Here is a 23537-nt window from a genome sequence, read left to right on the forward strand (position 1 = left end):
GCTATTCGCCGCGCGGCGCCCGCAGCTGTTCCAACTGGTCCAGGAACCACTTCTGGGGCGGCAGTGCCGTCGCCGCGCCCGACAGGCGCTTCGTGCGTTCCGCGCGCTCGTCGGGGCCCATGGTCAGCGCCTCGTGCAGGGCCGACGCCGTCGCCGTGATGTCGTACGGGTTCACCACCAGCGCGTCCTCGCCCAGCTCCTCGTACGCGCCCGCCTCCCGCGACAGCACCAGCGCGCAGCCGTGGTCCGAGACCACCGGGATCTCCTTGGCGACCAGGTTCATACCGTCCCGGATCGGGTTGACCAGCGCGACGTCCGCCAGGCGGTAGGCGGCCAGCGAGCGGGCGAAGTCGTCCTTGACGTGGAGGATGACCGGGCGCCAGGTGTCCGTGCCGAAGTCGGAGTTGATCTGCTGGGCCACCCGGCTCACCTCCGCCGTGTAGTCGCGGTAGACGGCCAGGTCCTGCCGGGACGGATAGGCGAAGGCGATGTGGACGACGCGTTCGTGCCACTCCGGGCGGTCGGTCAGCAGGCGGCGGTAGGCGTGCAGGCCGCGGACGATGTTCTTGGACAGCTCCGTGCGGTCCACGCGGACGATCGTCTTCCGGGGCGCGGTGTCCGCGTCGCCGCCGCCGATCTCCTTGCGCAGCGCCACCAGCCGCTCGTCCACGTCCGGGCGGTGCGCCCGCTCGCGCAGGAAGTCGGCGTCCGCGCCCAGCCCGTGCACTCCGATGCGTGTGTCGCCCGTGCCGCCCAGCAGCGACGCGCAGCACGCGCGGAACGCCTCCGCCCAGCGGTGGGTCAGGAACGCCGCGCGGTCCGCGCCCAGGATGCCCCGCAGCAGCTGCCGCGCGATGTCGTCGGGGAGCATCCGGAAGTAGTCCACGGGCGCCCACGGCGTGTGCGAGAAGTGCCCGATCCGCAGATCGGGGCGCAGCGCGCGGAGCATGCCGGGGACCAGCGCCAGGTGGTAGTCCTGCACCAGGACCGCCGCGCCCTCGCCGGCCTCGTCGGCCAGCGCCTCGGCGAACGCGCGGTTGTACGTCTCGTACGCCGCCCACTGCGCCCGGAACTCCGGGCCGAACGACGGCTCCAGCGGCGTCTGGTACAGCAGGTGGTGGACGAACCACAGGGTGGAGTTGGCCACCCCGTTGTAGGCCCCGGCGAACACCTCGGGCGCGATGTCCAGCATGCGCACCCGCCGGCCGCCCGTCTCCGCCGGGTCGATCCGGCCGTCCGTGCGCCGCACGGCCTCCCGGTCGCCGTCGCCGAGCGCCGCGCACACCCACACCGCGTCCGTGCCGGGCCCGATGGCCGACAGCCCGGACACCAGGCCGCCGCCCCCGCGCTTCGCGGTCAGCGTGCCGTCGTCACCGAACGCGTACGAGACGGGGCCGCGGTTGGAGGCGACGAGGACTTGGGCGGCGTGCTCGGAGACCATGTCGCGAACCTAGCCCGCCGAGGAAACGCTCAAACGTACGGATGTGATCCGGCCCGGGTGAACCCGGGACCGTTCCGCCCGCCGGTCACGCCGCCGGTCGCGCGCCGACGGGCTGAGCCGGCGGATCGGTGAGCCGTCCGGGCCGCGCCCCGGTACCGCCGCCCGAGGCGCCGTCACACCCCGGTCCCGCCGGCCGCCGCGCCCCCGGACCCGTCGCTTTCGGTCACGCGGCCCGGCGCGCCGCGTACTCCGCGACCTCCCGCATCGGCGGCCTCTCCTCCGTGTCCACCGGGTGCGTACGCGGTACGAACCCGTCCCCGCCGCGCTCGAACTGCGTCAGCTCCGGCCGGACCAGGTGCCCGCGCGAGAGCCGTACCTGGGCCGTCCGGTAGATCGCCGCCGCCATCCGCCCGAGCGCCCGTTCGTCCTGGTGGCGGTGGAACCGCACCCCCACGTCCACCTGCGCCAGCGCGTCCAGCCCCACCGTGTGCAGGGCGTCGACGAGCAGGCCCAGCTCCACGCCGTACCCGACCGGGAAGGGCAGCCGCTCCAGCAGCGAGCGTCGCGCCGCGTACTCCCCGCCCAGCGGCTGGACGAAACCGGCCAGGCGCGGCCAGTGCAGGTTGAGCAGCGGGCGGGCCACCAGCTCGGTCACCCGGCCGCCCTGACCGCCGCCCCCGGCCCCCGCCGCGCCCGAGCCCGAGCCCGCCGCCGTGCTCGTGTCCGAGCCCGCCGCCGTGCCCGTGTCCGAGCCCGCCGCCGTGCCCGTGCCCGCGTCCGCCGCCACACCCGTGCCCGCCGCGCCCAGCGGCCGGTCGTACATCGCCTTCACGAACTGCACCTCGGGGTCCGTCAGCAGCGGTCCCACGATCCCCGAGACGAAGTCGGCCGAGAACCGCCGCAGGTCGGCGTCCACGAAGCACACGACATCGCCGCTCGTCACCAGCAGTGACCGCCACAGCACCTCGCCCTTGCCGGGCAGCGCCGGCAGCCTGGGCAGGATCGCCTCCCGGTGCACCACCCGCGCCCCGGCCGCCGCAGCGACCTCGGACGTACGGTCCGTGGAACCGGAATCGACCACCACCAGCTCGTCGACCAGCGGCGCCCTCTCCATCAGCTCGTGCCGTACGACGGAGACGATCCCGCCGACCGTCTCCTCCTCGTTCAGGGCGGGCAGCACGACGCTCACCGTCGTGCCCCGGGCGGCCTTCGCCGCCAGCAGCCGGTCGAGCGGACGCTCGGCCACGGACCAGGAACGCCTGGTCAGCCAGTGCTCCACCTCTTCCAGCACGGTCGGTACTCCCTGCGCGTCTGCCATGAAACGTGATCCATCTCGCGGTGCGGACGGCTATCTCAACCGTCCACCCCTTCGGTTACAGTCTTGAACACGTGAACAAACGCGTCGGACCCAGGGTCCGGTGCCATAGCGCTCATCCAGAGGGACTGAGGGAACGGCCCGTCGAAGTCCCGGCAACCCTCCCGCCGACCATTCGAGGTCACGGTGGGGAAGGTGCCAATTCCGGCTCGTGGCGAAGTACGTCGCGAGGAAGATGAGGAGAAAGGGCCTCGCCTCCATGGCTGTGCAGACCGCCCCCACCGGCGACACCAACAGCGCCGCCGGCGCCCCCGCCACCACCACCGTTTCCACACCGGCATCCGTCGATCTCGGGCCCGCCGCCGCGCTCTCGTGCCGCGAATGCGGCCAGCGGTTCCCCCTCGGTCCCATTTTCGCCTGCGCCGAGTGTTTCGGGCCGCTCGAAGTGGCGTACGACCTCCCCGGCGGCGACCCGGAGGAGCTGAAGAAGCGCATCGCCGAGGGTCCGGACAACATCTGGCGCTACGCCCCGCTGCTGCCCGTCCCCGCCGACGTGGCCACGAAGCCCAGCATCAACCCCGGCTTCACCAAGCTCGTCAAGGCCGACAACCTCGCCCGTGAGCTGGGCGTCACCGGTTCCCTGCACATCAAGGACGACTCCGGCAACCCGACGCACTCCTTCAAGGACCGGGTCGTCGCCATCGCCGTCGAGGCCGCCCGCGCCTTCGGCTTCACCACGCTCTCCTGCTCTTCCACCGGGAACCTCGCCGGGGCCGTCGGCGCCGCCGCGGCCCGCGCGGGATTCCGCTCCTGCGTCTTCATCCCGCACGACCTGGAGCAGGGCAAGGTGGTCATGGCCGCCGTCTACGGCGGTGAGCTGGTCGGCATCGAGGGCAACTACGACGATGTGAACCGGTTCTGCTCCGAGCTCATCGGCGACCCGCTGGGCGAGGGGTGGGGCTTCGTCAACGTCAACCTCCGGCCGTACTACGGCGAGGGTTCCAAGACGCTGGCGTACGAGATCTGCGAGCAGCTCGGCTGGCGGCTGCCCGACCAGATCGTCGTCCCGATCGCCTCCGGCTCACAGCTCACGAAGATCGACAAGGGTCTCCAGGAGCTGATCAGGCTGGGCCTGGTCGAGGACAAGCCGTACAAGATCTTCGGTGCCCAGGCGAAGGGCTGCTCGCCGGTGTCCACCGCCTTCAAGGCCGGGCACGACGTCGTACGGCCGCAGAAGCCGGACACCATCGCCAAGTCCCTGGCCATCGGCAACCCGGCCGACGGTCCGTACGTGCTGGACATCGCCCGGCGCACCGGCGGCGCCGTCGAGGACGTGGACGACGAGCAGATCGTGGCCGCGATCAAGCTGCTGGCGCGGACCGAGGGCATCTTCGCGGAGACCGCGGGCGGCGTGACCGTCGGCGTGACCAAGAAGCTGATCGAGGCCGGTGTCCTCGACCCGGCGCTGACGACCGTGGTCCTCAACACGGGAGACGGGCTGAAGACGCTGGACGCCGTGGCGGAGACGACGGGGCCGACGGCGACGATCCGGCCGGACCTCGACGCGTTCCGCGCCGCCGGTCTGGCCGGCTGACCGCGACGGCCGTCGTCCGTCGGCGGCCGTGCCCGCCCGGGCTGTTCGGCGGCCCTGCCCGTCCCGGCGGTCCGGCGGCGAGCCCGCCCCCGGGCGATCCGACGGCCTCGCCCGCCCCCGGGTCGCTCGCGTCCCGGCTCGCCTCCCGCCGCCGCCCCCCTCCTCACGAAAGGCTTCCCATGAGCGTCAACGTCCGTATCCCCACCATCCTCCGCACGTACACCGGCGGTCAGGCCGAGGTCTCCGCGCAGGGCGCGACCCTCGCCGATGTCATCCAGTCCCTGGAGAAGGACCATCCCGGCATCGCCGCGCGCGTCCTCGACGACCAGGGCAAGCTGCGCCGGTTCGTGAACGTGTACGTGAACGACGACGACGTCCGCTTCGAGCAGGGGCTCCAGACGGCCACGCCCGACGGCGCCGGCGTCTCGATCATCCCCGCGGTCGCCGGCGGCTGACGCCCCGTCTCCCGCCCGCACGGGTTGCCACTCGTGCTCGGAATGCCCCTCTCCGCGAGAGAAGCGGAGGGGGGCATTCCCGATGGTTGAGCACGGTAGAGTGTGGGAACACCCCTCCGCCGGCCGGGTCGAACCCCCCTCGGACGCGATCGAGAACGCGACAACCTGAGGGGAAAACACGGGTGAACTTTGCGCGGGATGCGCGCTTTGCCCGGCCCGACTTGCCCCGGAACGCAGTGGATTCAGCACTATGCGTGTTCGGCCATCCCCAGATTTCTCGTCCGATTGACCTGTTGCAGAGGGCAGTTGGGCAGATACATTCAGCCGCGGTCGACGCGTTCCGGCGCGAAGTGTGGCCCCGTGCAAGGGCCGGTACTAGGGGAGTTGGGCATGGCTCAGGGCACCGTCAAGTGGTTCAACGCGGAGAAGGGATACGGCTTCATCGCGGTCGACGGTGGTGCGGATGTTTTCGTCCACTACAGCGCGATCCAGATGGATGGCTACCGCACCCTTGAAGAAGGTCAGCGAGTGGAGTTCGAGATCTCGCAGGGCCAGAAGGGTCCGCAGGCGGACATGGTCAAACTCGCCGTCTGATCCCGGCGCGATCGGCCACCGACGCACTCACTCCGAGGGGCCCGTATCCCAGAACTGGGATACGGGCCCCTCGCGTGCGTACGTGTGTGCGTGCGTAAGCGCGTCACGTACGAGGCGAGGCGGGGCGGGACGGGGTGGGACGGGCCCCGCGCCGGGCGGGAACCGCCCTCGAGACCCGCCCGGAGAGACGGGATCCGGGGCCGGGCGGTCGCCTTCGTGCTTGCACTCTCGGGGGTCGAGTGCTAATCATTGGTTAGCACTCTGCGAGTGAGAGTGACAACTTCAAAGGACCGGGCCGGTGAGGCCCGAGGGCCGGTGGGGCAATGAACCACCAGCTCTCCGGCCGTCCGTCGCGGGCGCCAGCGCGGTCCGGAGCAATCCTTCCCCAAGCTCTCAACTGCGTTCGAGCAGGGGAGACCCCATCCGTCCGGGAGGACCACTTCACATGGCCAAGATCATCGCGTTCGACGAGGAGGCACGGCGCGGTCTCGAGCGCGGGATGAACCAGCTCGCCGACGCCGTCAAGGTCACCCTTGGCCCCAAGGGCCGCAACGTCGTCCTTGAGAAGAAGTGGGGCGCGCCCACGATCACCAACGATGGTGTGTCCATCGCCAAGGAGATCGAGCTCGAAGACCCGTACGAGAAGATCGGCGCCGAGCTGGTCAAGGAAGTCGCCAAGAAGACGGACGACGTCGCCGGTGACGGTACGACCACCGCGACGGTCCTCGCCCAGGCGCTCGTCCGTGAGGGCCTGCGCAACGTGGCCGCCGGCGCCAACCCGATGGCCCTCAAGCGCGGCATCGAGAAGGCCGTCGAGGCCGTCTCCGGCGCCCTGCTCGAGCAGGCCAAGGACGTGGAGACCAAGGAGCAGATCGCTTCGACCGCCTCCATCTCCGCCGCCGACACCCAGATCGGCGAGCTGATCGCCGAGGCCATGGACAAGGTCGGCAAGGAAGGCGTCATCACGGTCGAGGAGTCCCAGACCTTCGGTCTGGAGCTGGAGCTCACCGAGGGCATGCGCTTCGACAAGGGCTACATCTCGGCGTACTTCGCCACCGACATGGAGCGTATGGAGGCGTCCCTGGACGACCCGTACATCCTGATCGTCAACTCCAAGGTCGGCAACGTGAAGGACCTCCTTCCGCTGCTGGAGAAGGTCATGCAGTCGGGCAAGCCGCTGCTGATCATCGCGGAGGACGTCGAGGGCGAGGCGCTGTCGACGCTGGTCGTCAACAAGATCCGCGGCACCTTCAAGTCCGTCGCCGTCAAGGCCCCGGGCTTCGGCGACCGCCGCAAGGCCATGCTGAACGACATCGCCATCCTCACCGGCGGCACGGTCATCTCCGAGGAGGTCGGCCTCAAGCTCGAGAACGCCGGCCTGGACCTGCTGGGCCGCGCCCGCAAGGTCGTCATCACCAAGGACGAGACCACCATCGTCGACGGTGCCGGTGACAGCGAGCAGGTCGCGGGCCGCGTCAACCAGATCCGCGCCGAGATCGAGAACAGCGACTCGGACTACGACCGCGAGAAGCTCCAGGAGCGCCTCGCGAAGCTGGCCGGCGGCGTGGCCGTCATCAAGGCCGGTGCCGCGACCGAGGTCGAGCTCAAGGAGCGCAAGCACCGCATCGAGGACGCGGTGCGCAACGCCAAGGCCGCCGTCGAGGAGGGCATCGTCGCCGGTGGTGGCGTGGCCCTGCTGCAGGCCGCCTCGGTCTTCGAGAAGCTGGAGCTGGAGGGCGACGAGGCCACCGGTGCCGCCGCCGTCAAGCTGGCCCTGGAGGCCCCGCTCAAGCAGATCGCCGTCAACGGTGGCCTCGAGGGCGGCGTCGTCGTGGAGAAGGTCCGCAACCTGACGGTCGGTCACGGCCTGAACGCCGCGACCGGCGAGTACGTCGACATGATCGCCGAGGGCATCATCGACCCCGCCAAGGTGACCCGTTCCGCGCTGCAGAACGCGGCCTCCATCGCCGCGCTGTTCCTCACCACCGAGGCCGTCATCGCCGACAAGCCGGAGAAGGCCGCCGCGGCCGCTCCGGGCGGCATGCCGGGCGGTGACATGGACTTCTGATCCGGAACCCGGCGGCAGGGGCGCGGCCCCGGCCGCCGGTCGGATCGACCGTCCTGAACCGAGGGCGGCACCCCTTCTCCCAGGGGTGCCGCCCTCGGCGTTCGTCGGGCGTCGGTCATGTGCCCGCCGGGTGTCCGTCAGGGCCCTGGCCGTGCGGCCCCGGGCCCGTCGTGTCAGTCGGTGGTGTCAGTCGGTGACGGTGGCCGTCCAGGTCAGGGGCCGGGCCTTCGGGTCGTCGCCGCTCAGTGTGAACGTCGCCGGGCGGTCGGTCCTGGCGAGGAGATGGATCGAGCACTGCGTGACCGTGGCCCCCGGCTTCACCATCTCGTCCGGCGTGGCGTCCGGGCACTCACCGACCCCCGGCCCGCCGATGTCGATCAGGACCAGCGGCCGCGACGGCTGCCCGGAGGCGCCGCGCAGCTCCAGGTCGTCCTGGAGGCCCGGGTACAGGTCGTACTCGCCGGTGTTGCGGTACTCGACGGTGACGTAGTACGGAACGAGCTTCCTCTCGTCCTCGTCCAGGTCGAACCGGCTCAGGTCGGCGATGTCCCCGGCGCGCACGTTCTTGGGCGTGATCTTCACGGGGACCGGACGGTCGTCGCTGTTCCGCCAGACGGATCCGGCCGACGCGCCCGCGGCGAGCACCCCGCCCGACGCCCCGCTCTTGCCGTCGCCCGCCTTCCAGATCAGGGGCGCGGCATCGTCGTCCGTGTACGAGACTGCCGTCGGCTCCTGGCCCTTCGGCAGCATGAAGACCTGGCAGGCCTCGGCCGTACGGCCCGCCGCCAGCGTGGCCGGGACGCCCTTGTCGCAACTCTCCGGCAACCCCGAACCGGTCGCCAGCGGGTTGGCCATCAGCATGAGCCGTTCACCGGGCCGGCCGTCCGCGCCGACCACCGCGAAGCCGCTCTCCGGATCGGGCCGGTCCAGCGCGCCCGGGCCGGTGTTGGTGACGGAGAAGGTCAGGTAGTAGGGGACCATCCCCTTCATGTCGTCGTCCAGTTGGACGTGGGCCAGGTCGGCGGCGGCACCGCGGGCGAGGCTCTTGGGCGCCAGCTCGACGGGCCGGGCCTTGTCGTCGCCGTCGGTCCAGGTGGCCGCCTGGGGCGAGGACGCTACGGCCACCGGCGTGGCGGGCGCGCCGGACCGCTTCCCCGCCTGCTCGCCGTCGCCGTCGCCGGAACTCGCGGACGTACCGCCGCCGCATCCGGTGGCGAGGACGGCGAGCGCGCCCACGCCGGCGGCGGCGACGAGTGCCCGGCTCGTACGCCTCGTACGCCTGGCAACCGCCGTACGCGTCCTGCCGGTCCTGTGAATCTCGCCGTTCTGGCCGTTCTGGCCGTTCTCGCTCATGCGTCGTACGCGCATGTCGTGCCCCCGTTGAATCCGAATCAGTGGCCGTGACCGGCCCGGCCGTTCACCGGGCCGGTCCGACACACTAACCGGCGCTGATCACCGGGTCCCGGTCAGGGGACGTCGGTCAGGAAACGTCGGTCAGGGGACGTCGATCAGGTCGTACGGCGCCGCCACCGCCTTGCGGGCGCCCGGCTTGCCACTGAGGGTGACCTTCCGCAGCGCCACGTTGTTGTCCACGCTCGTCTCGTGCAGCCGCTTCTCGGGGTTGGCGATGACCTGGATGTAGTACGTGCCGTTGGGCAGGTCGGTCACGTCGAACGACTGGCCGGGCAGGTACTGGGTGTAGGTGTCGCCGGAGCCCACGTCGAGCACCTCACGGACGGAGATCGAGCTCTTCACACCGCAGGCGGTGGACAGGTCGGTGTTCTCCGGGTGCCAGTTGGCGTTCTTCACCGTGTAGTCGATCGCGTCCGTGTTGGCGAGGCAGAACGCCTCCTTGCCGCTGCGGACGATCTCCTTCTGGTCGGCGCTCAGCAGGCGGTAGCTGGCGAAGTCGGTGAAGTGCCAGTGCTCGTGGCCCGCGCGCGGGTCCCACTCCATCGTGCCGGAGGGGGAGTAGCCGACCTGCTTGCCGTCGGCGTCGTAGAAGTACTGGTAGGCGTCCATCAGGTCCTTGCCGGGACTGCGGAAGCCGTCCACGACGAGGGGCGCCGGGCCCGCGTTCCAGACGTTGGCGCTGAAGACCATGTAGTCCTTGCCCGGGGTGTCACCCTCCTCGCCGTCGGAGATCGCGATGTCGTACGCCGGGAGGGAGCGGAGGTCGGGCTTGGGAACGTCCGGCACGCGCGCCGGGCCGGTCGGGCGCTTGGGAGCGGCCTTGAGCGCGGGGGCGATGCGCGAGCCGTCCGTGTGGCCGGGGCCGTCGCCCAGGTGCGGGGACCTGGCGCTCTTGCCGTCGGCCAGCAGCGCGTTCGGCAGCGCGGGCGGGGCGGGTGCGTCGGCACCGCGGTCCGGGAGGTAGTGGTGGCCCGCGCCATGGCCGCCGGTGCCGGTGTCGCCCTTGGCGCCCTTGGCGCCGGTCATGCCCGAGTGGTCCGTCATCCCGGCGTGGTCAGCCATGGACGCGTGGTCGGCGGGCGCGGCGGCACCGGAGGAGCCGGAGCCCCGGAGACCCACGGCGCCCTCGCCGCCCTCGCCGTCTTCGCCGATCTCGCGGACGGTGAGCTTGATGGTCTTCTGCTCGTCCTTCATCCCGAACAGGTCCCGGTAGTTCTTCTTCACCGAGACCGTTGCCGTGTACTCACCCGGCGACAGGTCCACCGGCTTCGAGTAGTAGCCCAGGTTGGTGTTGCTCGCCCAGCCGTTCTCGACGCCCCACACCGATCCGAGCGTGAACGGGTTCGTCGGGCAGCTCTCGGGATACTTCGAGGTCGCCGGGGCGTCGGGGTGGATGCGGCCGGACGCGTTGTTCGGACAGAACGTCTCCGACACCCGCGTCACCGGCGCGCCGGACGCGTCGGCGATGGTCACCTGGAGGAAGTCCGTCAGCCCGGAGAAGTCCTTGACGGTGCCCTCGGGGAGGGCCCTGGCCGTCGTCTTCCTGCCGTTGCGGATGATCTGCTTGGCGACGACGGGCTCCTTGTACGAGGCCCGCTTCACCTCGAACTCCAGCGGCGCCCCCTCCACGGCGACATAGGTCCCGAGGTCCAGGTAGACGCCCTCTTCACCCCTCCAGCGGTCCAGCGTCACGGAGTCGGTGGCGGTGAGCAGGCTGAGCGTGGGCGTACCCGCCTTCGCCGCCGCGGCGGCGGGCGAGGAGACGGGAGCGGCGCCCGCCACGCCCGCGATGACGGCGAGTGCGGCGGTGGCGGCGAGTGCCGACCGGCGTATCCGGGGGGAGCCGCCGAGGTGCTGTCTGTTCATCAGGTCCTCGTCTGCGAGGGCCGGCGGGCCGGGTGAGGCGTGCCGGGGCGTGTGCCTTCTCCGGTCCGGACCGGCGGATCTATGAGTCACCTGTGAGAGCGGGGGACCGGAGACCGGGTTGTCTGTGGGGACGGAGGGACCTGATGGTTGTCCGGAAGTGCGCTGCCGTGCGGGCCTTCCGGCCAATCTGGTGGGGGTTGTGTTACGCGCGGGACGTGAGCCGTGGTAGAGCCCGCGTGCGGGTGTGTACGCGATGCCTATATCGAACTGGCGATCGGTATTGGCGGGCGGTGCGTTCCTCACTCGATCGTGGGACGCTGAGGGAAAGCGGCTCTCTGCCGCGCGTTCGTCGATCTACGCTCGCTCACCTCAGACCGCAGGAGAAGGGACCGTGATGACCGCCGCGATGGTCGAGAATCACCAGTCGCTCGAGCGCCGCTCGTGGGACTACCTCCTTGAGACATGGCGTGGTCTGGACGTGCCCGAAGGATGGCGTGCCGAGATCGACGAGGGGCAGATTGTTTTGGTACCGCCGCCGCATGCGCACCACAACGGCGTCGCTGCCAAGGTGCACCGTGGACTCTTCAAGTGTCTCCCGGACGACCTTGAGATCTACCAGACTCTCGGTATCCACATCGCGCCGCTGGACAGGCTCTATGTGCCGGACGTGGTGGTGGTGCCGAGCCGGCTGGTCGACGAGGCGGATCCGGACGGCAACGACCCCGTGGACGCCTCGGAGGCGCTGCTCGTCGCCGAGATCACGTCGAAGAGCAACGCGCGGGACGACCGGACCAAGAAATACCGTGCCTACGCTCGCGCCTCCGTTCCGGTCTACCTGCTGATCGACAGGTTCGACACGCGGGGCCCCACGGTGACGGTGTTCACCGAGCCCGGTGACGGCACGTACAAGCACTCCGAGTCGGTGCCGTTCGGAAAGCCGTTCGCCCTTCCCGAGCCCTTCGGTACGACGATTCCCACCGCAGACTTTCCGGCCTGATCCCGAGACGGGAGGGCCTATGGCATGGGACGGTCCGCGGCGGAGCGGAGGGCTTCGCGGAGGTGGCCCTTGGAGTCGGTGAGGAGGGCGGCGGCGGTGGGGGCGTCCACTCCGCCGAGGATGGTGAGGATGGCGTTCTTCACCTCGCCCTCGGTGTCGGCGAGCGCGGCTTCGATCTCGGCCTCCGACGCCCCCGTGGCCAGGGCGACGATCCGCCGGGACCGGGCGCGCAGCTTGTCGTTGGAAGCCCGGACGTCGACCATCAGATTCCCGTAGGTCTTGCCGAGCCGGATCATCGTGATGGTCGAGATCATGTTGAGGACGAGCTTCTGCGCCGTCCCGGCCTTGAGGCGGGTGGAGCCCGTGATCAGCTCGGGGCCGACCACCACCTCGATGCCGTGGTCGGCCGCCGCCGCGAGCGCGCTGTCCGCGTTGCAGGACAGGCCGATCGTGAGCGCGCCGACCGCGCGGGCGTGCTCGACCGCGCCGACCGCGTAAGGGGTGCGGCCGGAGGCCGAGACGCCCACGACCGTGTCGTCCGCCGTCAGCTTGATCGCGTCCAGGTCCGCCGCCGCCAGCTCCTCGGAGTCCTCGGCGCCCTCGACCGAGGTCACGAGGGCGCCGTGGCCGCCCGCGATCAGGCCGACGACCTCGCTCGGGTCGGTGTTGAAGGTCGGCGGGCACTCGCTGGCGTCCAGCACGCCCAGCCGCCCGGCCGTGCCGGCGCCCGCGTAGACCAGTCGGCCGCCCCGGGCGGCCCGCTCCGCCGTCGCGTCGATGGCGGCGGCGATCCGCGGCAGTTGGGCGGCCACGGCGGCGGGCACGGTGGCGTCCTCGCCGTTCATGATCCGGGCGATGTCCAGGGTGGGCAGCCGGTCGATCTCGGCGAGATCGGCGCGGAACGCCTCGGTGGTGAGGGAGTCCAGTTCCGCGCGCAGTTCGCCGTACGAGGCGTGCTGCGCGGGCCGGCCGTGCGGGTGCTGGGAGGTCATGAGGGGGTCGCTCTCTCTGCCAGGGGGTGAGCGGGTACGGGTGCGGGTGCGCGTCGCGCGGTGCGGGGCGAGTGCTGTGGTGCGGGTACGTGGGGGCTGGTGCGTACGAGGGCCGGCCGGGGGTGACTGGGCTCGACGGTGCGGCGCCGGTGTGACGGGCGGCGCGGGCGGGCTCAGCGCCGGGCACTCGGACGGTTCTTCCGCGCCGGGCGGTTGTCGTGCGCCGGGCGGTTGCTTCGTTCCGGTGGGTTGCTTCGTTCCGGGCGGTCCTTTCGGCCCGGGCGTCGTCGGATCAGCGGGTGTTGCGTGGACTGTGGCGGTGCGCGAGCGCCTCGTACGACGCGGAGAGCGCGGGCGCGGCCGTCTCGTACGTACGCTGCGCCACGCCTATGAACAGGCAGTCCACGACGAGGAGCTGACTCGTGCGGCTGGACATCGCGGCCGGGCGCAGCTCGCTCTCGCGGGCGGTCGACGTGGTCAGCACATGGTCCGCGTACTGCGACACGGGTGCGTCCGGCCGGCCCGTGATCGCGACCGTCGTCGCGCCCCGGTCGAAGGCGACCCTGAGCGGCTCGATCGCGTCGCCGGTCGAGCCCGAGTGCGTGATCGCTATCGCCACGTCGCCCGGGCGCAGCTGCACGGCATTGGTGACGGCGAGGTGCGGGTCGGTGTGGGCGTGCGCGATGAGGCCGATGCGCAGGAGCTTCTGGGCGAGGTCCAGGCCGACGAGGGAGGACGCTCCGACACCGTAGATGTCGATCCGGCGGGCGGCCGTCGCCGCGCTGACCACGGCTCCGAGCTGGACGGTGTCGAGCCCGGCCGCGGTGTCGGCGAGCGTCTGCTGTTCGTCGTACGCCAGCTTCGCCACCACGTCGGCGATGGGGTCGTCGACCGCTATGTCCGCCGTGACGGCCGGAGCGCGCCCGGACTCCTGCTGGGCGGCCAGCCCGGCGAGGGCGAGGCGCAGGTCGCGGTAGCCGGGATAGCCCAGGAGCCGGGCCGTGCGGACGACGGTGGCCTCGCTGGTGCCCGTCAGCTCGGCGAGGCCGGTGACCGTGAGCGCCGCGCACCCGGCGGGGTCACCGGCCACGGCCTCGGCGACGAGTTGCATGGAGCGGGTCATCGTCGGTGCGAGCGTGCGCACCTTGGCGGCGAGGGCGGCGGGGGCCGGGGGAGCGTCCCCGCCGCTGAAAATTTCCTTCACTGATTGAGTCATGCGTGAAAGTTATTTCCGGGATTCGGGACCGGTCAACCCCTGTGGACAATTGATGTATGCACTCCGACAACCCCGAAGATTCCGGCCCCGGCTCCGGCCCGGACCCGTCGCGTCCCGTGGCCCCGCTGGAACAGGCGCTGCACGCCGCCCGCGCCCTTGTCCTGGCCGACCTGGAGGCGGGGGACGTCGCCCGCCCGGACATCGTGTCCCTGGTGGAGGAGTCGGTGGCGCACCGGCGTTGGTGGGTGGAGCAGTGGCCCGAGGGCGTGGCCTATGTGTCCGGGCTGGTCGCGCAGGACGTCCAGGACGCGCTGCTGGAACGGTACGGGCGCTGGCCGGTCTGCCCGGTCTGCGCCGAAGGTGATCCGCACGCCCTGGACGTCGAACCGGAGCTGGGGCCCGACCCGCACTGGGTCTGCGGCAAGGCCGGGGTCGTGGTCGCGGCGGTGGGGACGCTGCGGGCGGCCGCTGGACCGGGCGAACCGGGCGGGACGGGCGGGTCGTGACGCTCTACATCGACCCGCCGACCTGGCCCGGCCACGGCCTGATGTGGTCGCACCTGGTCAGCGATGTCTCGTTCGGTGAGCTGCACGCCTTCGCCGCGTCGATCGGCTGCCCGCCGCGCGCGTTCGAACGGGACCACTACGACGTACCGTCGCACCGTTACGCGGACGCGGTACGGGCGGGTGCGGTGCGGGTCGGCTCGAAGGAACTGGTCCGACGGCTGACGGAGGCGGGGCTACGACGCCCGAAGGGACGGCCCGCGGCTTGAGGAGACCCGACGGGACACGGCGTCCCGGCGGGCTCGACGGTTTGACGGCCTGGCGGGACGGCGCCACGTGTGCGGTCCCACCAGGTCGAGCCGTCAGGCCGGACGCTCAGGCGCGGTCGGCCTGTGCGGCGGACGCCGAGCATGTGCTGAGCGAGTGTGAGGACGAGGACGCGTTGAGCGTTCCCGCCGTACCCGTACCCGTACCCGTACCCGTACCGGCCGAGCCCGCCACCACCCGGCTGCGGGCGGCCGTGCGGTGCAGACGCAGCGACAGCGCCGCCAGGACGATGGCCACCGCCGTCATGGCCGCGCCCGCCCAGGCCGTCGAGGCGAAGCCGAAGTCCGCGTCGATGACCACGCCGCCCAGCCAGGGGCCGCTGGTGTTGCCGAGGTTGAAGGAGGCGGTGGCCGTGGCGCCGGCGAGGGTGGGGGCCGCGGCGGCGATGTTGAACATGCGGGCGTTGAGGGCCGGTGCCGTGTAGAACGCCGAGACGCCCAGGAGGAAGGCCACGGCCACCACGACGACCGGGCTGCCGGCGGCCAGCGCCAGCACGCCCAGCAGGACGGTCGACGCGCTGACACCGCTGATCAGAACGCCGAACAGGTGCGCGTCGGCGTACCGGCCGCCGATCGCCGTACCGACCAGCGCGCCGATCCCGAAGAGCGCGAGCACCGTGGGCACCCAGCCGCCGTCCAGCCCGGCCACGTCCGTCAGCAGCGGGGCGAGGTAGGAGAAGGCGCAGAAGACCCCGCCCGCGGCCAGCGCGGTCACGGCGATGGCGAGCCAGACCTGGCGGTCGCGGTAGATGGTCAGCTCCCGGGCGAGCCGGGGCTTCTCGGCGGGCAGCGGGATGCGCGGGATGAGGGTGACCACGCCGACCAGGGCGATCGCGGAGGCCGCCCCGACGGCCCAGAAGGCCGAGCGCCAGCCGAGGTGCTCGCCGAGGAACGCGCCGGCCGGGACGCCCAGCACGTTCGCGATGGAGAGGCCGCCGATCATCACGGCCATGGCACGGGCCCGGGCGTCCCGCGGGACCATCGCGATGGCGACGGACGCGCCGACGGCCCAGAACCCGGCGCAGGCGAAGGCGCTGATCACCCGGGACGCGAAGAGGATTCCGTACGAGGGGGCGAGCGCCCCTATCACCTGGCCGAGGCCGAAGACGGTGATCAGGGCGATGAGGGTGGTACGGCGGGGGAGGCGCAGTGTGGCGATGGCGAGCAGCGGTGCGCCGATCACCATGCCGATCGCGAAGGCGGATATGAGGAGGCCCGCGGTGGGGATGGACACGTCCATGTCCTCGGCGAGGGGCGGCAGCAGGCCGGAGAGCATGAATTCGCTGGTGCCGAGGGCGAAGACGGAGAGGCCGAGGATGTAGACGGCGATCGGCATGCGCGCCCGGGCGGGGCCGTCGGCGGGGCCGTTGGCGGCGCCCGCGGTGTTCGCGGCGCGCTCCGTGTTCCCGGCGCCCGCGGTGTTCGCGGCGCGCTCGGTGCCGTCGACGCGGGGGCTTTGGTGTACGGCTTCGTCGGCCTTGGTCGCGGCGGTGGGTTCGGCCGTCGAGCCGTCGGCGCCGGCGGCGTCGACGGTGGGGGACGGGGAAGGGGACGTGCGGTCGGCGGAGTCGGGCATGTCAGGTGCCAACGTCCTGGTCGGAGGGCCGATTCCCGAGGACGGCGGATGGCTCGGTCCGTGAGACGACGGGCGCGGGCGGCCCGGCCGGAGACCGCCCGTCGGAGGCTGCCCCTCGAACGGCCGCTCGCGTCCTCGTCGGGCAGGCGTCAGCCCTCCGGATCTCCCGGACCCGCCGGACGCGTGAGTTCCCGGAGCTCCGCCGCCAGGTTCGCGCGGGCGGGCGCCTCCCACTTCTCGGCGCCGTACGGGGTACGGAAGAGCCGTGGCAGCGCGAGAAGCTGCTCCAGCACGGCGGCCCGCCCCGCCCGGAAGGCGTCGTCCGGTACGAAGCCGTACTCCTCGCGCACCGCCGCCGCGTACGCCGCGTACGCGTCGGGGTCCGAGGCGAGGACCGCGAGGTCCGCGTCGCACAGGACGGCGCCGTTGCGGTCGCCGGGCTCGGCCGCGTGGGTGACGGTGAGCCGGACGAGCCGGGCGACCTCGCGCGTACCGTCCTCGCCCAGTCCGGCCTCGGCGAGCGCGCGTTCGGCGAGCTGGGCGGACCGCTCCTCGTTCTCGGAGCGGTCGGGGCGGTAGACGGCGTCGTGGAACCAGGCGGCGAGGCGGACCAGGCCGGGGTCGTCGGCGTGGCCGGCGAGGGTGTCGACGTGGTCGAGGACGGCGGTGAGGTGGTCGGTGGTGTGGTAGCGCCGCTGGGGTTCGGCCCACCGGGCGAGGAGCCGGTCGGCGTAGGCCCCGGCGTCCGGCCGGTCGCCGGACACCGTACGGAGGGCGTCGAGCGTGCCGACGAACCGGGCGCGGAGATCGCCCCCGGTGGAGCCGGGGGCGGCGGACGGGGTGCGGGTGGGGCCGGAGGGGTCGGGCATGGGGACGACGATAGGTGACCGGCGTCGCGGTGCGCTCCGGGCTCACGCGCTCCCGGCCGTTCCGGGCCGTTCCCGGGCCGGGCCGATGAGCCCCGCGTCGCCGGGCGGGCGGCGTCTCACGTGCCCGGCCCGACGACACGAGGCTCACGACGTTCACGATCCTCACGACGCCCTGAAGCTCCGTAGCCGCAGCGAGTTGCCCACGACGAACACCGACGAGAACGCCATCGCCGCGCCCGCGATCATCGGGTTGAGCAGCCCGGCCGCCGCGACGGGCAGCGCGACCACGTTGTACCCGAACGCCCAGAACAGATTGCCCTTGATCGTGCCGAGGGTGCGACGGGCGAGCCGGATGGCGTCCGCGGCGACGCGCAGGTCTCCCCGTACGAGAGTGAGATCGCCCGCCTCGATGGCCGCGTCCGTGCCCGTGCCCATGGCCAGGCCCAGGTCGGCCTGGGCGAGGGCGGCGGCGTCGTTGACCCCGTCGCCGACCATGGCGACGGAACGCCCCTCCGCCTGGAGCTTCTTGATCACGTCGACCTTGTCCTCCGGCATGACCTCCGCGATCACCTGCTCGCGGTCGATGCCGACCTCGGCGGCGACCGTCTCGGCGACCGCCCTGTTGTCGCCCGTCAGCAGGACCGGGGTCAGACCGAGCGCCCGCAGCCGGCCCACGGCCTCCGCGCTGGTCTCCTTCACCGCGTCGGCGACCTCCAGGACCGCCCGCGCCTCGCCGTCCCAGGCGACCGCGATGGCGGTACGGCCCGCGGCCTCGGCCGCCGCCCGGGCCCGCTCCAGGTCCTCGGGCAGCCGGATCTCCCACCGCGCGAGGAGCGCGGGCCGGCCCACGAGGACGGCATGGCCCTCGACCACGCCCTGGACACCGAGGCCGGGGACGTTGGCGAAGTCCTCGGGGGCGGGGAGCGCACCGGCACGCTCCGCCGCGCCGTCCGCGACGGCACGGGCGATGGGGTGCTCGGAGGCGTTCTCCAGGGCTCCGGCCAGCCGCAGGACGTCCCGCTCGTCCACACCGCCATCGGTGTCGCTCCGTGCCGTGTGCGTCGCGAGGAGCGTCATCCGGCCGGTGGTGACGGTGCCCGTCTTGTCGAGCACGATCGTGTCGGCCCGGCGGGTGGACTCCAGTACCTCCGGCCCCTTGATGAGGATGCCGAGCTGCGCGCCACGTCCCGTACCGACCATGAGAGCGGTGGGCGTGGCCAGGCCGAGGGCGCACGGGCAGGCGATGATCAGCACCGCCACCGCGGCGGTGAACGCGGCGGTCAGGCCCGCCCCGCTCAGCAGCCAGCCGGCCAGCGTGCCGAGGGCGAGGACGATCACGACGGGTACGAAGACGCCGGAGATCCGGTCGGCCAGCCGCTGTACCGCCGCCTTGCCGTTCTGGGCGTCCTCCACCATGCGCGCCATCCGGGCGAGCTGGGTGTCGGAACCGATACGGGTGGCCTCCACGACGAGCCGGCCGCCGGCGTTCAGGGTCGCGCCGGTGACGGCGTCGCCGGCCGAGACCTCTACCGGGACCGACTCGCCCGTGAGCATGGAGGCGTCCACGGCGGAGGAACCCTCGACGACGGTGCCGTCGGTGGCGATCTTCTCGCCGGGGCGTACGAGGAAGTGGTCGCCCACACGCAGCCGCGACGTGGGCACGGTCTCCTCGCGCCCGTCGCGCAGGACCGTGACCTCCTTCGCGCCCAGCTCCATCAGCGCCCGGAGGGCCGCGCCCGCCTTGCGCTTGGAGCGGGCCTCGTTGTAGCGGCCGACCAGGATGAAGGTGATGGCGCCCGCGGCGGCTTCGAGGTAGATGCTCCCGGCGCCGTCGGTACGGGCGACGGTCAGCTCGAAGGGGTGCGTCATGCCGTGCGTGCCCGCCGTACCGAAGAACAGCGCCCACAGCGACCAGAGGAACGCCGCCGAGGTGCCGAGGGAGATCAGCGTGTCCATCGTGGCGGCGCCATGGCGCAGATTGGTCCAGGCGGCCCGGTGGAAGGGCCAGCCCGCGTACGTGACGACGGGGGCGGCGAGGGTCAGTGAGAGCCACTGCCAGTTGTCGAACTGGAGGGCGGGGACCATGGCCATCGCGATGACCGGGACGGAGAGCACGACCGCGGTGACGAGGCGCTGGCGGAGGGCGATGTCCTCGGGCGAGGGCGCCGGTGATCCGTCCGGTCCGGAGGCGTCCTCGCGTACGGTCGGCTCGGCCGACGCCGACGCCGACGCCGACGCCGACGCCGACGCCGACGCCGACGCCGACGCCGACGCCGACGCCGACGCCGACGCCGACGCCGACGACGCACCTTGGCCTTCTCGGTGGCGTAGTTGACGGTGGCCTCGACCCCGTCCATGCGGTTGAGCTTCTTCTCGATACGGGCGGCGCACGAGGCGCAGGTCATGCCGCCGATGGCGAACTCGACCTCGGCGGTCCGGCCGGCGCTTGTGCCGTCCGCCGCGCCGACGGGCGTGCCGGACGCCGTGCCGGTGCTCCGGGTAGGGCTCATGGCTGACGACTCCTTGTCATCGATTCGCGTCCCACTGTACCCCCTAGGGGTATTAGGTGATCCCTGTATACCCCCCTGGGGTATGAAGCGCAAGGGGTGGCGCTCCGGTTCGGTGGGTGGTGGAGGTGTACCGGGGAGCGCGGGAGGGGTAGGGGTTGCTCGTAAACTAGAGGTCTAGTCCAATTGATTACGCGCGTAGTGAGGTCGCATTGAGCCGGCACGCAGTCCTTGAGGTGATCGCTCTCGACGCGGAGGACGCCGTCGCCGCGGCGCGCGGCGGGGCCGACCGTCTGGAACTGGTCACCGACATGGCCGCGGACGGGCTGACCCCGTCCCGCGAGACGTTCGCACGGGTCCGGGCCGCCGTGGACGTTCCGCTGCGGGTGATGTTGCGGCTGTCGGACGGGTTCACGGTGAACGGCGCGGGTGCGGCGCGCCGTCCGGCGGGCGGCGGTGACGCGGTCGGGGTGGACGCGCTGGTGGCGGCGGCGCGGGCGCTGCGGGCCGAGGGGGCGGAGGAATTCGTGCTCGGCTTCCTGGACGCGGACGGCCTGCCGGACCTGGTGACGGTCGAACGGCTGCTCGCGGAACTGGCGGGCTGCCGGTGGACGTTCCACCGGGCGATCGACCACGCGGCGGACCGGGCCGCGCTGCGCGGACAACTGGCGGGCCTGCCGGGCCTGGACACCTACCTCACGGCGGGCTCCCCGGCCGGCGTGGCCGAGGGCATCCCGACGCTCCGGGCGGAGGCGGCCGCGGCGGCGCGCGGCGAACCGGGCTACGGACCGCGCCTGCTGGTCGGTGGCGGCCTCCGCCTGTCCCACGTACCGACGCTTCTGGCCGCCGGTCTCTCCGCCTTCCACATCGGCGGCGCGGCCCGGAGCGGCGGATGGGCCGGGCGGGTCTCCGTGGACGCGGTACGGGAGTGGCGCGCGGCGGTCGACGCCGAGCAGCCGGCCGAGGCCGCCCGGTGAGCCGTGATCCGCGTCCCGCCGAGGGCCGATGAGCGCTCACACGGCGTGCCGCGTCTTCCGGCGTGCCCTACGTCTTCCGGCGGGCGCGGACGGCCCGCCGGGACGACTGGTCCTGGGCGCCGGACGCCACCGCCTCGGAAACGTCCTGCCGCTCGGCGGCTTGACGAGCGGGGCGCGCCGCCCGTGCCCCGGCACTTCCGTCAAGGCCCCCGGCGCCTCCGTCAACGCCCCGAACCGGTCCGCCGACGACCCCGGGCCGGTCCGCCGACGCCCCCGGCTGTTACGTCAACGCTTCGGGCAGCGGCGCCGTGTGCAGCACCGTCAGGCCCGACACCGCCCGCGTCAGGGCCACGTACAGGCGGCGCAGGCCCGTGCGTTCGTCCGGTTCGCCCGCGACCACGGCCGCCGGCTCGTCCAGTACCACGTAGTCGTACTCCAAGCCCTTCGCCAGCGACGCCGGCACCAGCGTCAGCCGCGCGTCCGCCGTCGTCTCCTCGCCCGGGGAGAGATACGGCATGCCCGCCGCCGTCAGCGCCTCGGCCAGCGCCGGGACCCGAGCGTCCGCCGCGATCAGGCCGGTCGACCCCTCCCGCGTGAGCGCCGCCGCGCACGCCTCGACCACCGCCACCGTCAGCGCCGGCTCGCCGCCATCGACCCGCCGTACCGACAGCGAGCCCGGGGACTCACGCACCGACTCCACCTCCGTCAGCCCCGGCGAGATCACCGGCAGCAGCCTCGACGCGTACGCGATGACCTCGCGCGGCACGCGGAAACCCGCCGTCAGCTCCTCCACCGCCGCATCCGGCTTGCCCAGGTGGCGCAGCGCCTCCGCCCAACTGGCCGTCGCCCACGGCGTCGTCCCCTGCGCCAGGTCGCCCAGGACCGTCGCCGAACCCGTCGAACAGCGCCGGCCCACCGCCCGGTACTGCATCGGCGACAGGTCCTGCGCCTCGTCCAGCACCACATGCCCCAACGAGTGCGTACGGGCCACCAGGTCCGCCGCCTCGTCGATCAGCACCGCGTCCGCCGCCGACCACTTCGCCGACCGCACGCTCCGCGGGGGCTTCACCCACAGGATCGTCCGCTGGTCCTCCGCCGTCAGTACGCCCTCGGCGTGCGCCGCCAGGAACTCCGCGTCGGACAGCAGCCGCAGCACCAGCTTCGCAGGATCCACCGGCGGCCAGATCGCCTTGACCGCCGCCTTCACCGCCGGGTTGCGCGCCACCGCGTCCTGCACCCGGTCGTCGGGCGCCTCGCCCGCCTCCTCCATCCGTACGAGCACGGCGTGCGCGATCCGCTGCGGCAGGGCCTCGCGCGCCGCGCCGTAGCGCATGCCCCGGGCGAGCAACTGCTCGACGATCTCCGTCAGTTCGTAGGCCGGCACCCGCCACCGCCGTGACCCGCGCACGACCACGACCGGCTCGGCCGGCGGCGTGACGTGCGACCGTACGGCCCGCGCGAGCACCTCGGCCATCCGCGCGTCCCCCTTGACGACCGCCGCCGGCGCCGGGTCCGTGCCCCGTACCTCCACCGACGCGACCAGGTCGGCCACCGTCGACTGCCTCACCTCCAACTCGCCCAGCGCGGGCAGGACCTGCTCGATGTAGTGCAGGAACGAGGCGTTCGGCCCGACGACGAGCGTGCCGGTACGGGCCAGCCGCTCGCGGTGCGCGTACAGCAGGTACGCCACCCGGTGCAGCCCGACCGCCGTCTTCCCGGTCCCGGGCCCACCCTGGACGCACACCGTGCCGCCCAGGTCGCCCCGTACGATCTCGTCCTGCTCCGGCTGGATGGTGGCGACGATGTCCCGCATGGGGCCCACGCGCGGCCGTTCGATCTCCGCCTGGAGCAGCTTGCTCGTCCCCGCGGCCTCCCCGGGCTCGGAGAGGCGTTCGTCCTCGTACGCCGTGAGGTCACCGGCCGTGTAACCGAAGCGGCGGCGCAGGCCGACGTCCATCGGGTCCTTCTTCGACGCCCGGTAGAACGGCTGCGAGACCGGGGCGCGCCAGTCGATGACCATCGGATCACCGTCGGTGTCGTGGACGTGCCGCCGCCCGATGTACACGGTTGTGTCGGCCGTGTCGGCCGTGGCAGCCATATCGGCCACGCTTGCCGTGTCGGCCGCTCCGCTCGGCGTCGGACGCCCCGCTCCGGGGGCTCCGGACTTCTCCGCGCCTATGGCGTGCAGGTAATCGAGGCGGCCGAAGAAGAGCGGGGTGTGGGCGAGATCGGCCAGCGCCTTGACGCGCGCCTCGATCTGCGATTCGAGGACGGCCGCGTTGACCCAGTTCGCCGTCACGTCGCTGATGTCGAGCGCCTGCACGTCCTCGCGCATGGCGCGCAGCGCGGCGCGTGAGGCGGCGAGGTGGGCGCGTTCGAGGGCAAGGGGGTCGGCGGTGCCGGTGATGCCGGAGGGGCCTGCGATCTCGAAGGGGCCGGCGGTATCAGAGGAGCCGCCGGTATCGGGGGCATCGGCGGGACCTACGGGACCTACGGGACCTACGGGGACAGCGGGCTCCGGCTCTTCGCGGGACTGCTGCTCGGGCGGCCACGTCCCGGGGGTACGGGGTGTGGTCGCGGAATCTGGGGCGTGCGCGGGCACGGTTTTCGCCTCCGGGCTGTACGCGGGCCGACGGGTCCGCGAGCCCGCCGGACGGGCGGTGCGACGGGAACCGGTCGGCGTGGCTCGGCGTGTGTCACGCCAGGACGGTCGGCCGTCCGGTTTCCGTCCGGACGACGGCACTCCTTGACCACGCGGACGCGAGGCGGAGGCGGGCAAGGTGGGTGATTGTAGCCAGCGGGTGACAAGGCGGCGAATCCTTTTCCTC

Annotated in this window: 17 protein-coding genes, 1 pseudogene and 1 riboswitch; of the genes and pseudogenes, 8 read left to right on the plus strand and 10 right to left on the minus strand. The window is 72.4% G+C overall.

What is annotated here, in order from left to right; translation table 11 throughout:
* Nucleotide 1: 1 nt before the first annotated feature.
* Both IG02_RS0121305 and IG02_RS0121310 read right to left on the minus strand, forming a co-directional pair.
* Nucleotides 2-1441: an alpha,alpha-trehalose-phosphate synthase (UDP-forming) gene (locus IG02_RS0121305; RefSeq protein WP_030750395.1), complete on the minus strand. Its 1440-nt coding sequence runs from the start codon at nt 1439-1441 to the stop codon at nt 2-4.
* Nucleotides 1442-1664: 223 nt separating this feature from the next.
* A complete protein-coding gene (locus tag IG02_RS0121310) occupies nt 1665-2732 on the minus strand; it encodes a glucosyl-3-phosphoglycerate synthase (RefSeq protein ID WP_030750398.1) in 1068 nt (355 codons plus the stop codon).
* Between the two features lie 136 nt (nt 2733-2868).
* Nucleotides 2869-2998: riboswitch (SAM riboswitch) on the plus strand.
* A gap of 17 nt (nt 2999-3015) precedes the next feature.
* On the opposite strand from IG02_RS0121310, the gene thrC reads away from it, so the two are divergent.
* From thrC to groL, 4 genes are all read left to right on the plus strand, one after another.
* The gene (gene thrC, locus IG02_RS0121315; RefSeq protein ID WP_030750401.1) at nt 3016-4350 is read left to right on the plus strand and encodes a threonine synthase; all 1335 of its coding nucleotides are present in this window, start codon (nt 3016-3018) and stop codon (nt 4348-4350) included.
* Between the two features lie 179 nt (nt 4351-4529).
* Nucleotides 4530-4805, plus strand: coding sequence for a ubiquitin-like small modifier protein 1 (locus IG02_RS0121320; RefSeq protein WP_030750404.1), 276 nt, complete (start codon nt 4530-4532; stop codon nt 4803-4805).
* Nucleotides 4806-5195: 390 nt separating this feature from the next.
* Nucleotides 5196-5399: a cold-shock protein gene (locus IG02_RS0121325; RefSeq protein ID WP_005315736.1), complete on the plus strand. Its 204-nt coding sequence runs from the start codon at nt 5196-5198 to the stop codon at nt 5397-5399.
* 445 nt (nt 5400-5844) lie between these two features.
* The gene (groL, locus tag IG02_RS0121330; RefSeq protein WP_030750408.1) at nt 5845-7467 is read left to right on the plus strand and encodes a chaperonin GroEL; all 1623 of its coding nucleotides are present in this window, start codon (nt 5845-5847) and stop codon (nt 7465-7467) included.
* A gap of 186 nt (nt 7468-7653) precedes the next feature.
* Here groL and IG02_RS0121335 read toward each other — a convergent pair whose 3' ends face one another.
* Nucleotides 7654-8835 (minus strand): hypothetical protein, encoded by a 1182-nt coding sequence (locus IG02_RS0121335; protein ID WP_234314847.1) that lies wholly within the window; start codon nt 8833-8835, stop codon nt 7654-7656.
* 126 nt (nt 8836-8961) lie between these two features.
* Nucleotides 8962-10746: a lysyl oxidase family protein gene (locus IG02_RS0121340; protein WP_030750414.1), complete on the minus strand. Its 1785-nt coding sequence runs from the start codon at nt 10744-10746 to the stop codon at nt 8962-8964.
* A 394-nt stretch (nt 10747-11140) separates the two neighbouring features.
* Between IG02_RS0121340 and IG02_RS0121345 the strand changes: the two genes are divergently transcribed.
* The gene (locus IG02_RS0121345; protein WP_030750417.1) at nt 11141-11743 is read left to right on the plus strand and encodes a Uma2 family endonuclease; all 603 of its coding nucleotides are present in this window, start codon (nt 11141-11143) and stop codon (nt 11741-11743) included.
* Between the two features lie 17 nt (nt 11744-11760).
* On the opposite strand, the gene murQ is transcribed toward IG02_RS0121345, so the two are convergent.
* Both murQ and IG02_RS0121355 read right to left on the minus strand, forming a co-directional pair.
* Complete coding sequence (murQ, locus tag IG02_RS0121350; protein ID WP_037803791.1) at nt 11761-12735, minus strand: N-acetylmuramic acid 6-phosphate etherase; 975 nt, start codon at nt 12733-12735, stop codon at nt 11761-11763.
* A 292-nt stretch (nt 12736-13027) separates the two neighbouring features.
* Nucleotides 13028-13951, minus strand: a complete 924-nt coding sequence (locus IG02_RS0121355) for a MurR/RpiR family transcriptional regulator (protein WP_030750423.1) — start codon at nt 13949-13951, stop codon at nt 13028-13030.
* A gap of 56 nt (nt 13952-14007) precedes the next feature.
* Between IG02_RS0121355 and IG02_RS0121360 the strand changes: the two genes are divergently transcribed.
* Both IG02_RS0121360 and IG02_RS0121365 read left to right on the plus strand, forming a co-directional pair.
* Complete coding sequence (locus IG02_RS0121360; RefSeq protein ID WP_051765454.1) at nt 14008-14457, plus strand: hypothetical protein; 450 nt, start codon at nt 14008-14010, stop codon at nt 14455-14457.
* A complete protein-coding gene (locus tag IG02_RS0121365) occupies nt 14454-14723 on the plus strand; it encodes a DUF4031 domain-containing protein (protein WP_030750428.1) in 270 nt (89 codons plus the stop codon). The genes IG02_RS0121360 and IG02_RS0121365 overlap by 4 nt, the downstream gene beginning before the upstream one ends.
* Nucleotides 14724-14829: 106 nt before the next feature.
* Here IG02_RS0121365 and IG02_RS0121370 read toward each other — a convergent pair whose 3' ends face one another.
* The 3 genes and pseudogenes from IG02_RS0121370 to IG02_RS36750 form a co-directional block, all read right to left on the minus strand.
* Nucleotides 14830-16116 carry a Cmx/CmrA family chloramphenicol efflux MFS transporter gene (locus IG02_RS0121370; protein WP_051765510.1) on the minus strand — a complete coding sequence of 429 codons (1287 nt, stop codon included), beginning with the start codon at nt 16114-16116 and terminating at the stop codon, nt 14830-14832.
* Nucleotides 16117-16505: 389 nt separating this feature from the next.
* The gene (locus IG02_RS0121375; RefSeq protein WP_030750434.1) at nt 16506-17225 is read right to left on the minus strand and encodes a hypothetical protein; all 720 of its coding nucleotides are present in this window, start codon (nt 17223-17225) and stop codon (nt 16506-16508) included.
* 162 nt (nt 17226-17387) lie between these two features.
* A pseudogene (locus IG02_RS36750) lies at nt 17388-19625 on the minus strand (heavy metal translocating P-type ATPase); the annotation flags it as partial.
* Nucleotides 19626-19944: 319 nt separating this feature from the next.
* Between IG02_RS36750 and IG02_RS0121385 the strand changes: the two are divergent.
* On the plus strand, nt 19945-20709 hold the full coding sequence (locus tag IG02_RS0121385; RefSeq protein ID WP_030750437.1) for a copper homeostasis protein CutC: 765 nt from the start codon (nt 19945-19947) through the stop codon (nt 20707-20709).
* 280 nt (nt 20710-20989) lie between these two features.
* Here the strand turns inward: IG02_RS0121385 and IG02_RS0121390 are convergent, their stop codons facing one another.
* On the minus strand, nt 20990-23311 hold the full coding sequence (locus IG02_RS0121390; protein WP_420707777.1) for a HelD family protein: 2322 nt from the start codon (nt 23309-23311) through the stop codon (nt 20990-20992).
* Between the last annotated feature and the right edge of the window lie 226 nt (nt 23312-23537).

This window comes from Streptomyces sp. NRRL F-5135, assembly GCF_000719775.1.
GTDB classification, from domain to species: Bacteria; Actinomycetota; Actinomycetes; order Streptomycetales; family Streptomycetaceae; genus Streptomyces; species Streptomyces hebeiensis.

What these genes read in the sequence shown, in the direction of transcription:
- IG02_RS0121305 (WP_030750395.1), bottom strand. Translation starts at nt 1,441, where the DNA reads ATGGTCTCCGAGCACGCCGCCCAAGTCCTCGTCGCCTCCAACCGCGGC.
- thrC (WP_030750401.1), top strand. Translation starts at nt 3,016, where the DNA reads ATGGCTGTGCAGACCGCCCCCACCGGCGACACCAACAGCGCCGCCGGC.
- IG02_RS0121320 (WP_030750404.1), top strand. Translation starts at nt 4,530, where the DNA reads ATGAGCGTCAACGTCCGTATCCCCACCATCCTCCGCACGTACACCGGC.
- IG02_RS0121325 (WP_005315736.1), top strand. Translation starts at nt 5,196, where the DNA reads ATGGCTCAGGGCACCGTCAAGTGGTTCAACGCGGAGAAGGGATACGGC.
- groL (WP_030750408.1), top strand. Translation starts at nt 5,845, where the DNA reads ATGGCCAAGATCATCGCGTTCGACGAGGAGGCACGGCGCGGTCTCGAG.
- IG02_RS0121335 (WP_234314847.1), bottom strand. Translation starts at nt 8,835, where the DNA reads ATGCGCGTACGACGCATGAGCGAGAACGGCCAGAACGGCCAGAACGGC.
- IG02_RS0121340 (WP_030750414.1), bottom strand. Translation starts at nt 10,746, where the DNA reads ATGAACAGACAGCACCTCGGCGGCTCCCCCCGGATACGCCGGTCGGCA.
- IG02_RS0121345 (WP_030750417.1), top strand. Translation starts at nt 11,141, where the DNA reads ATGACCGCCGCGATGGTCGAGAATCACCAGTCGCTCGAGCGCCGCTCG.
- murQ (WP_037803791.1), bottom strand. Translation starts at nt 12,735, where the DNA reads ATGACCTCCCAGCACCCGCACGGCCGGCCCGCGCAGCACGCCTCGTAC.
- IG02_RS0121355 (WP_030750423.1), bottom strand. Translation starts at nt 13,951, where the DNA reads ATGACTCAATCAGTGAAGGAAATTTTCAGCGGCGGGGACGCTCCCCCG.
- IG02_RS0121360 (WP_051765454.1), top strand. Translation starts at nt 14,008, where the DNA reads ATGCACTCCGACAACCCCGAAGATTCCGGCCCCGGCTCCGGCCCGGAC.
- IG02_RS0121370 (WP_051765510.1), bottom strand. Translation starts at nt 16,116, where the DNA reads ATGCCGATCGCCGTCTACATCCTCGGCCTCTCCGTCTTCGCCCTCGGC.
- IG02_RS0121375 (WP_030750434.1), bottom strand. Translation starts at nt 17,225, where the DNA reads ATGCCCGACCCCTCCGGCCCCACCCGCACCCCGTCCGCCGCCCCCGGC.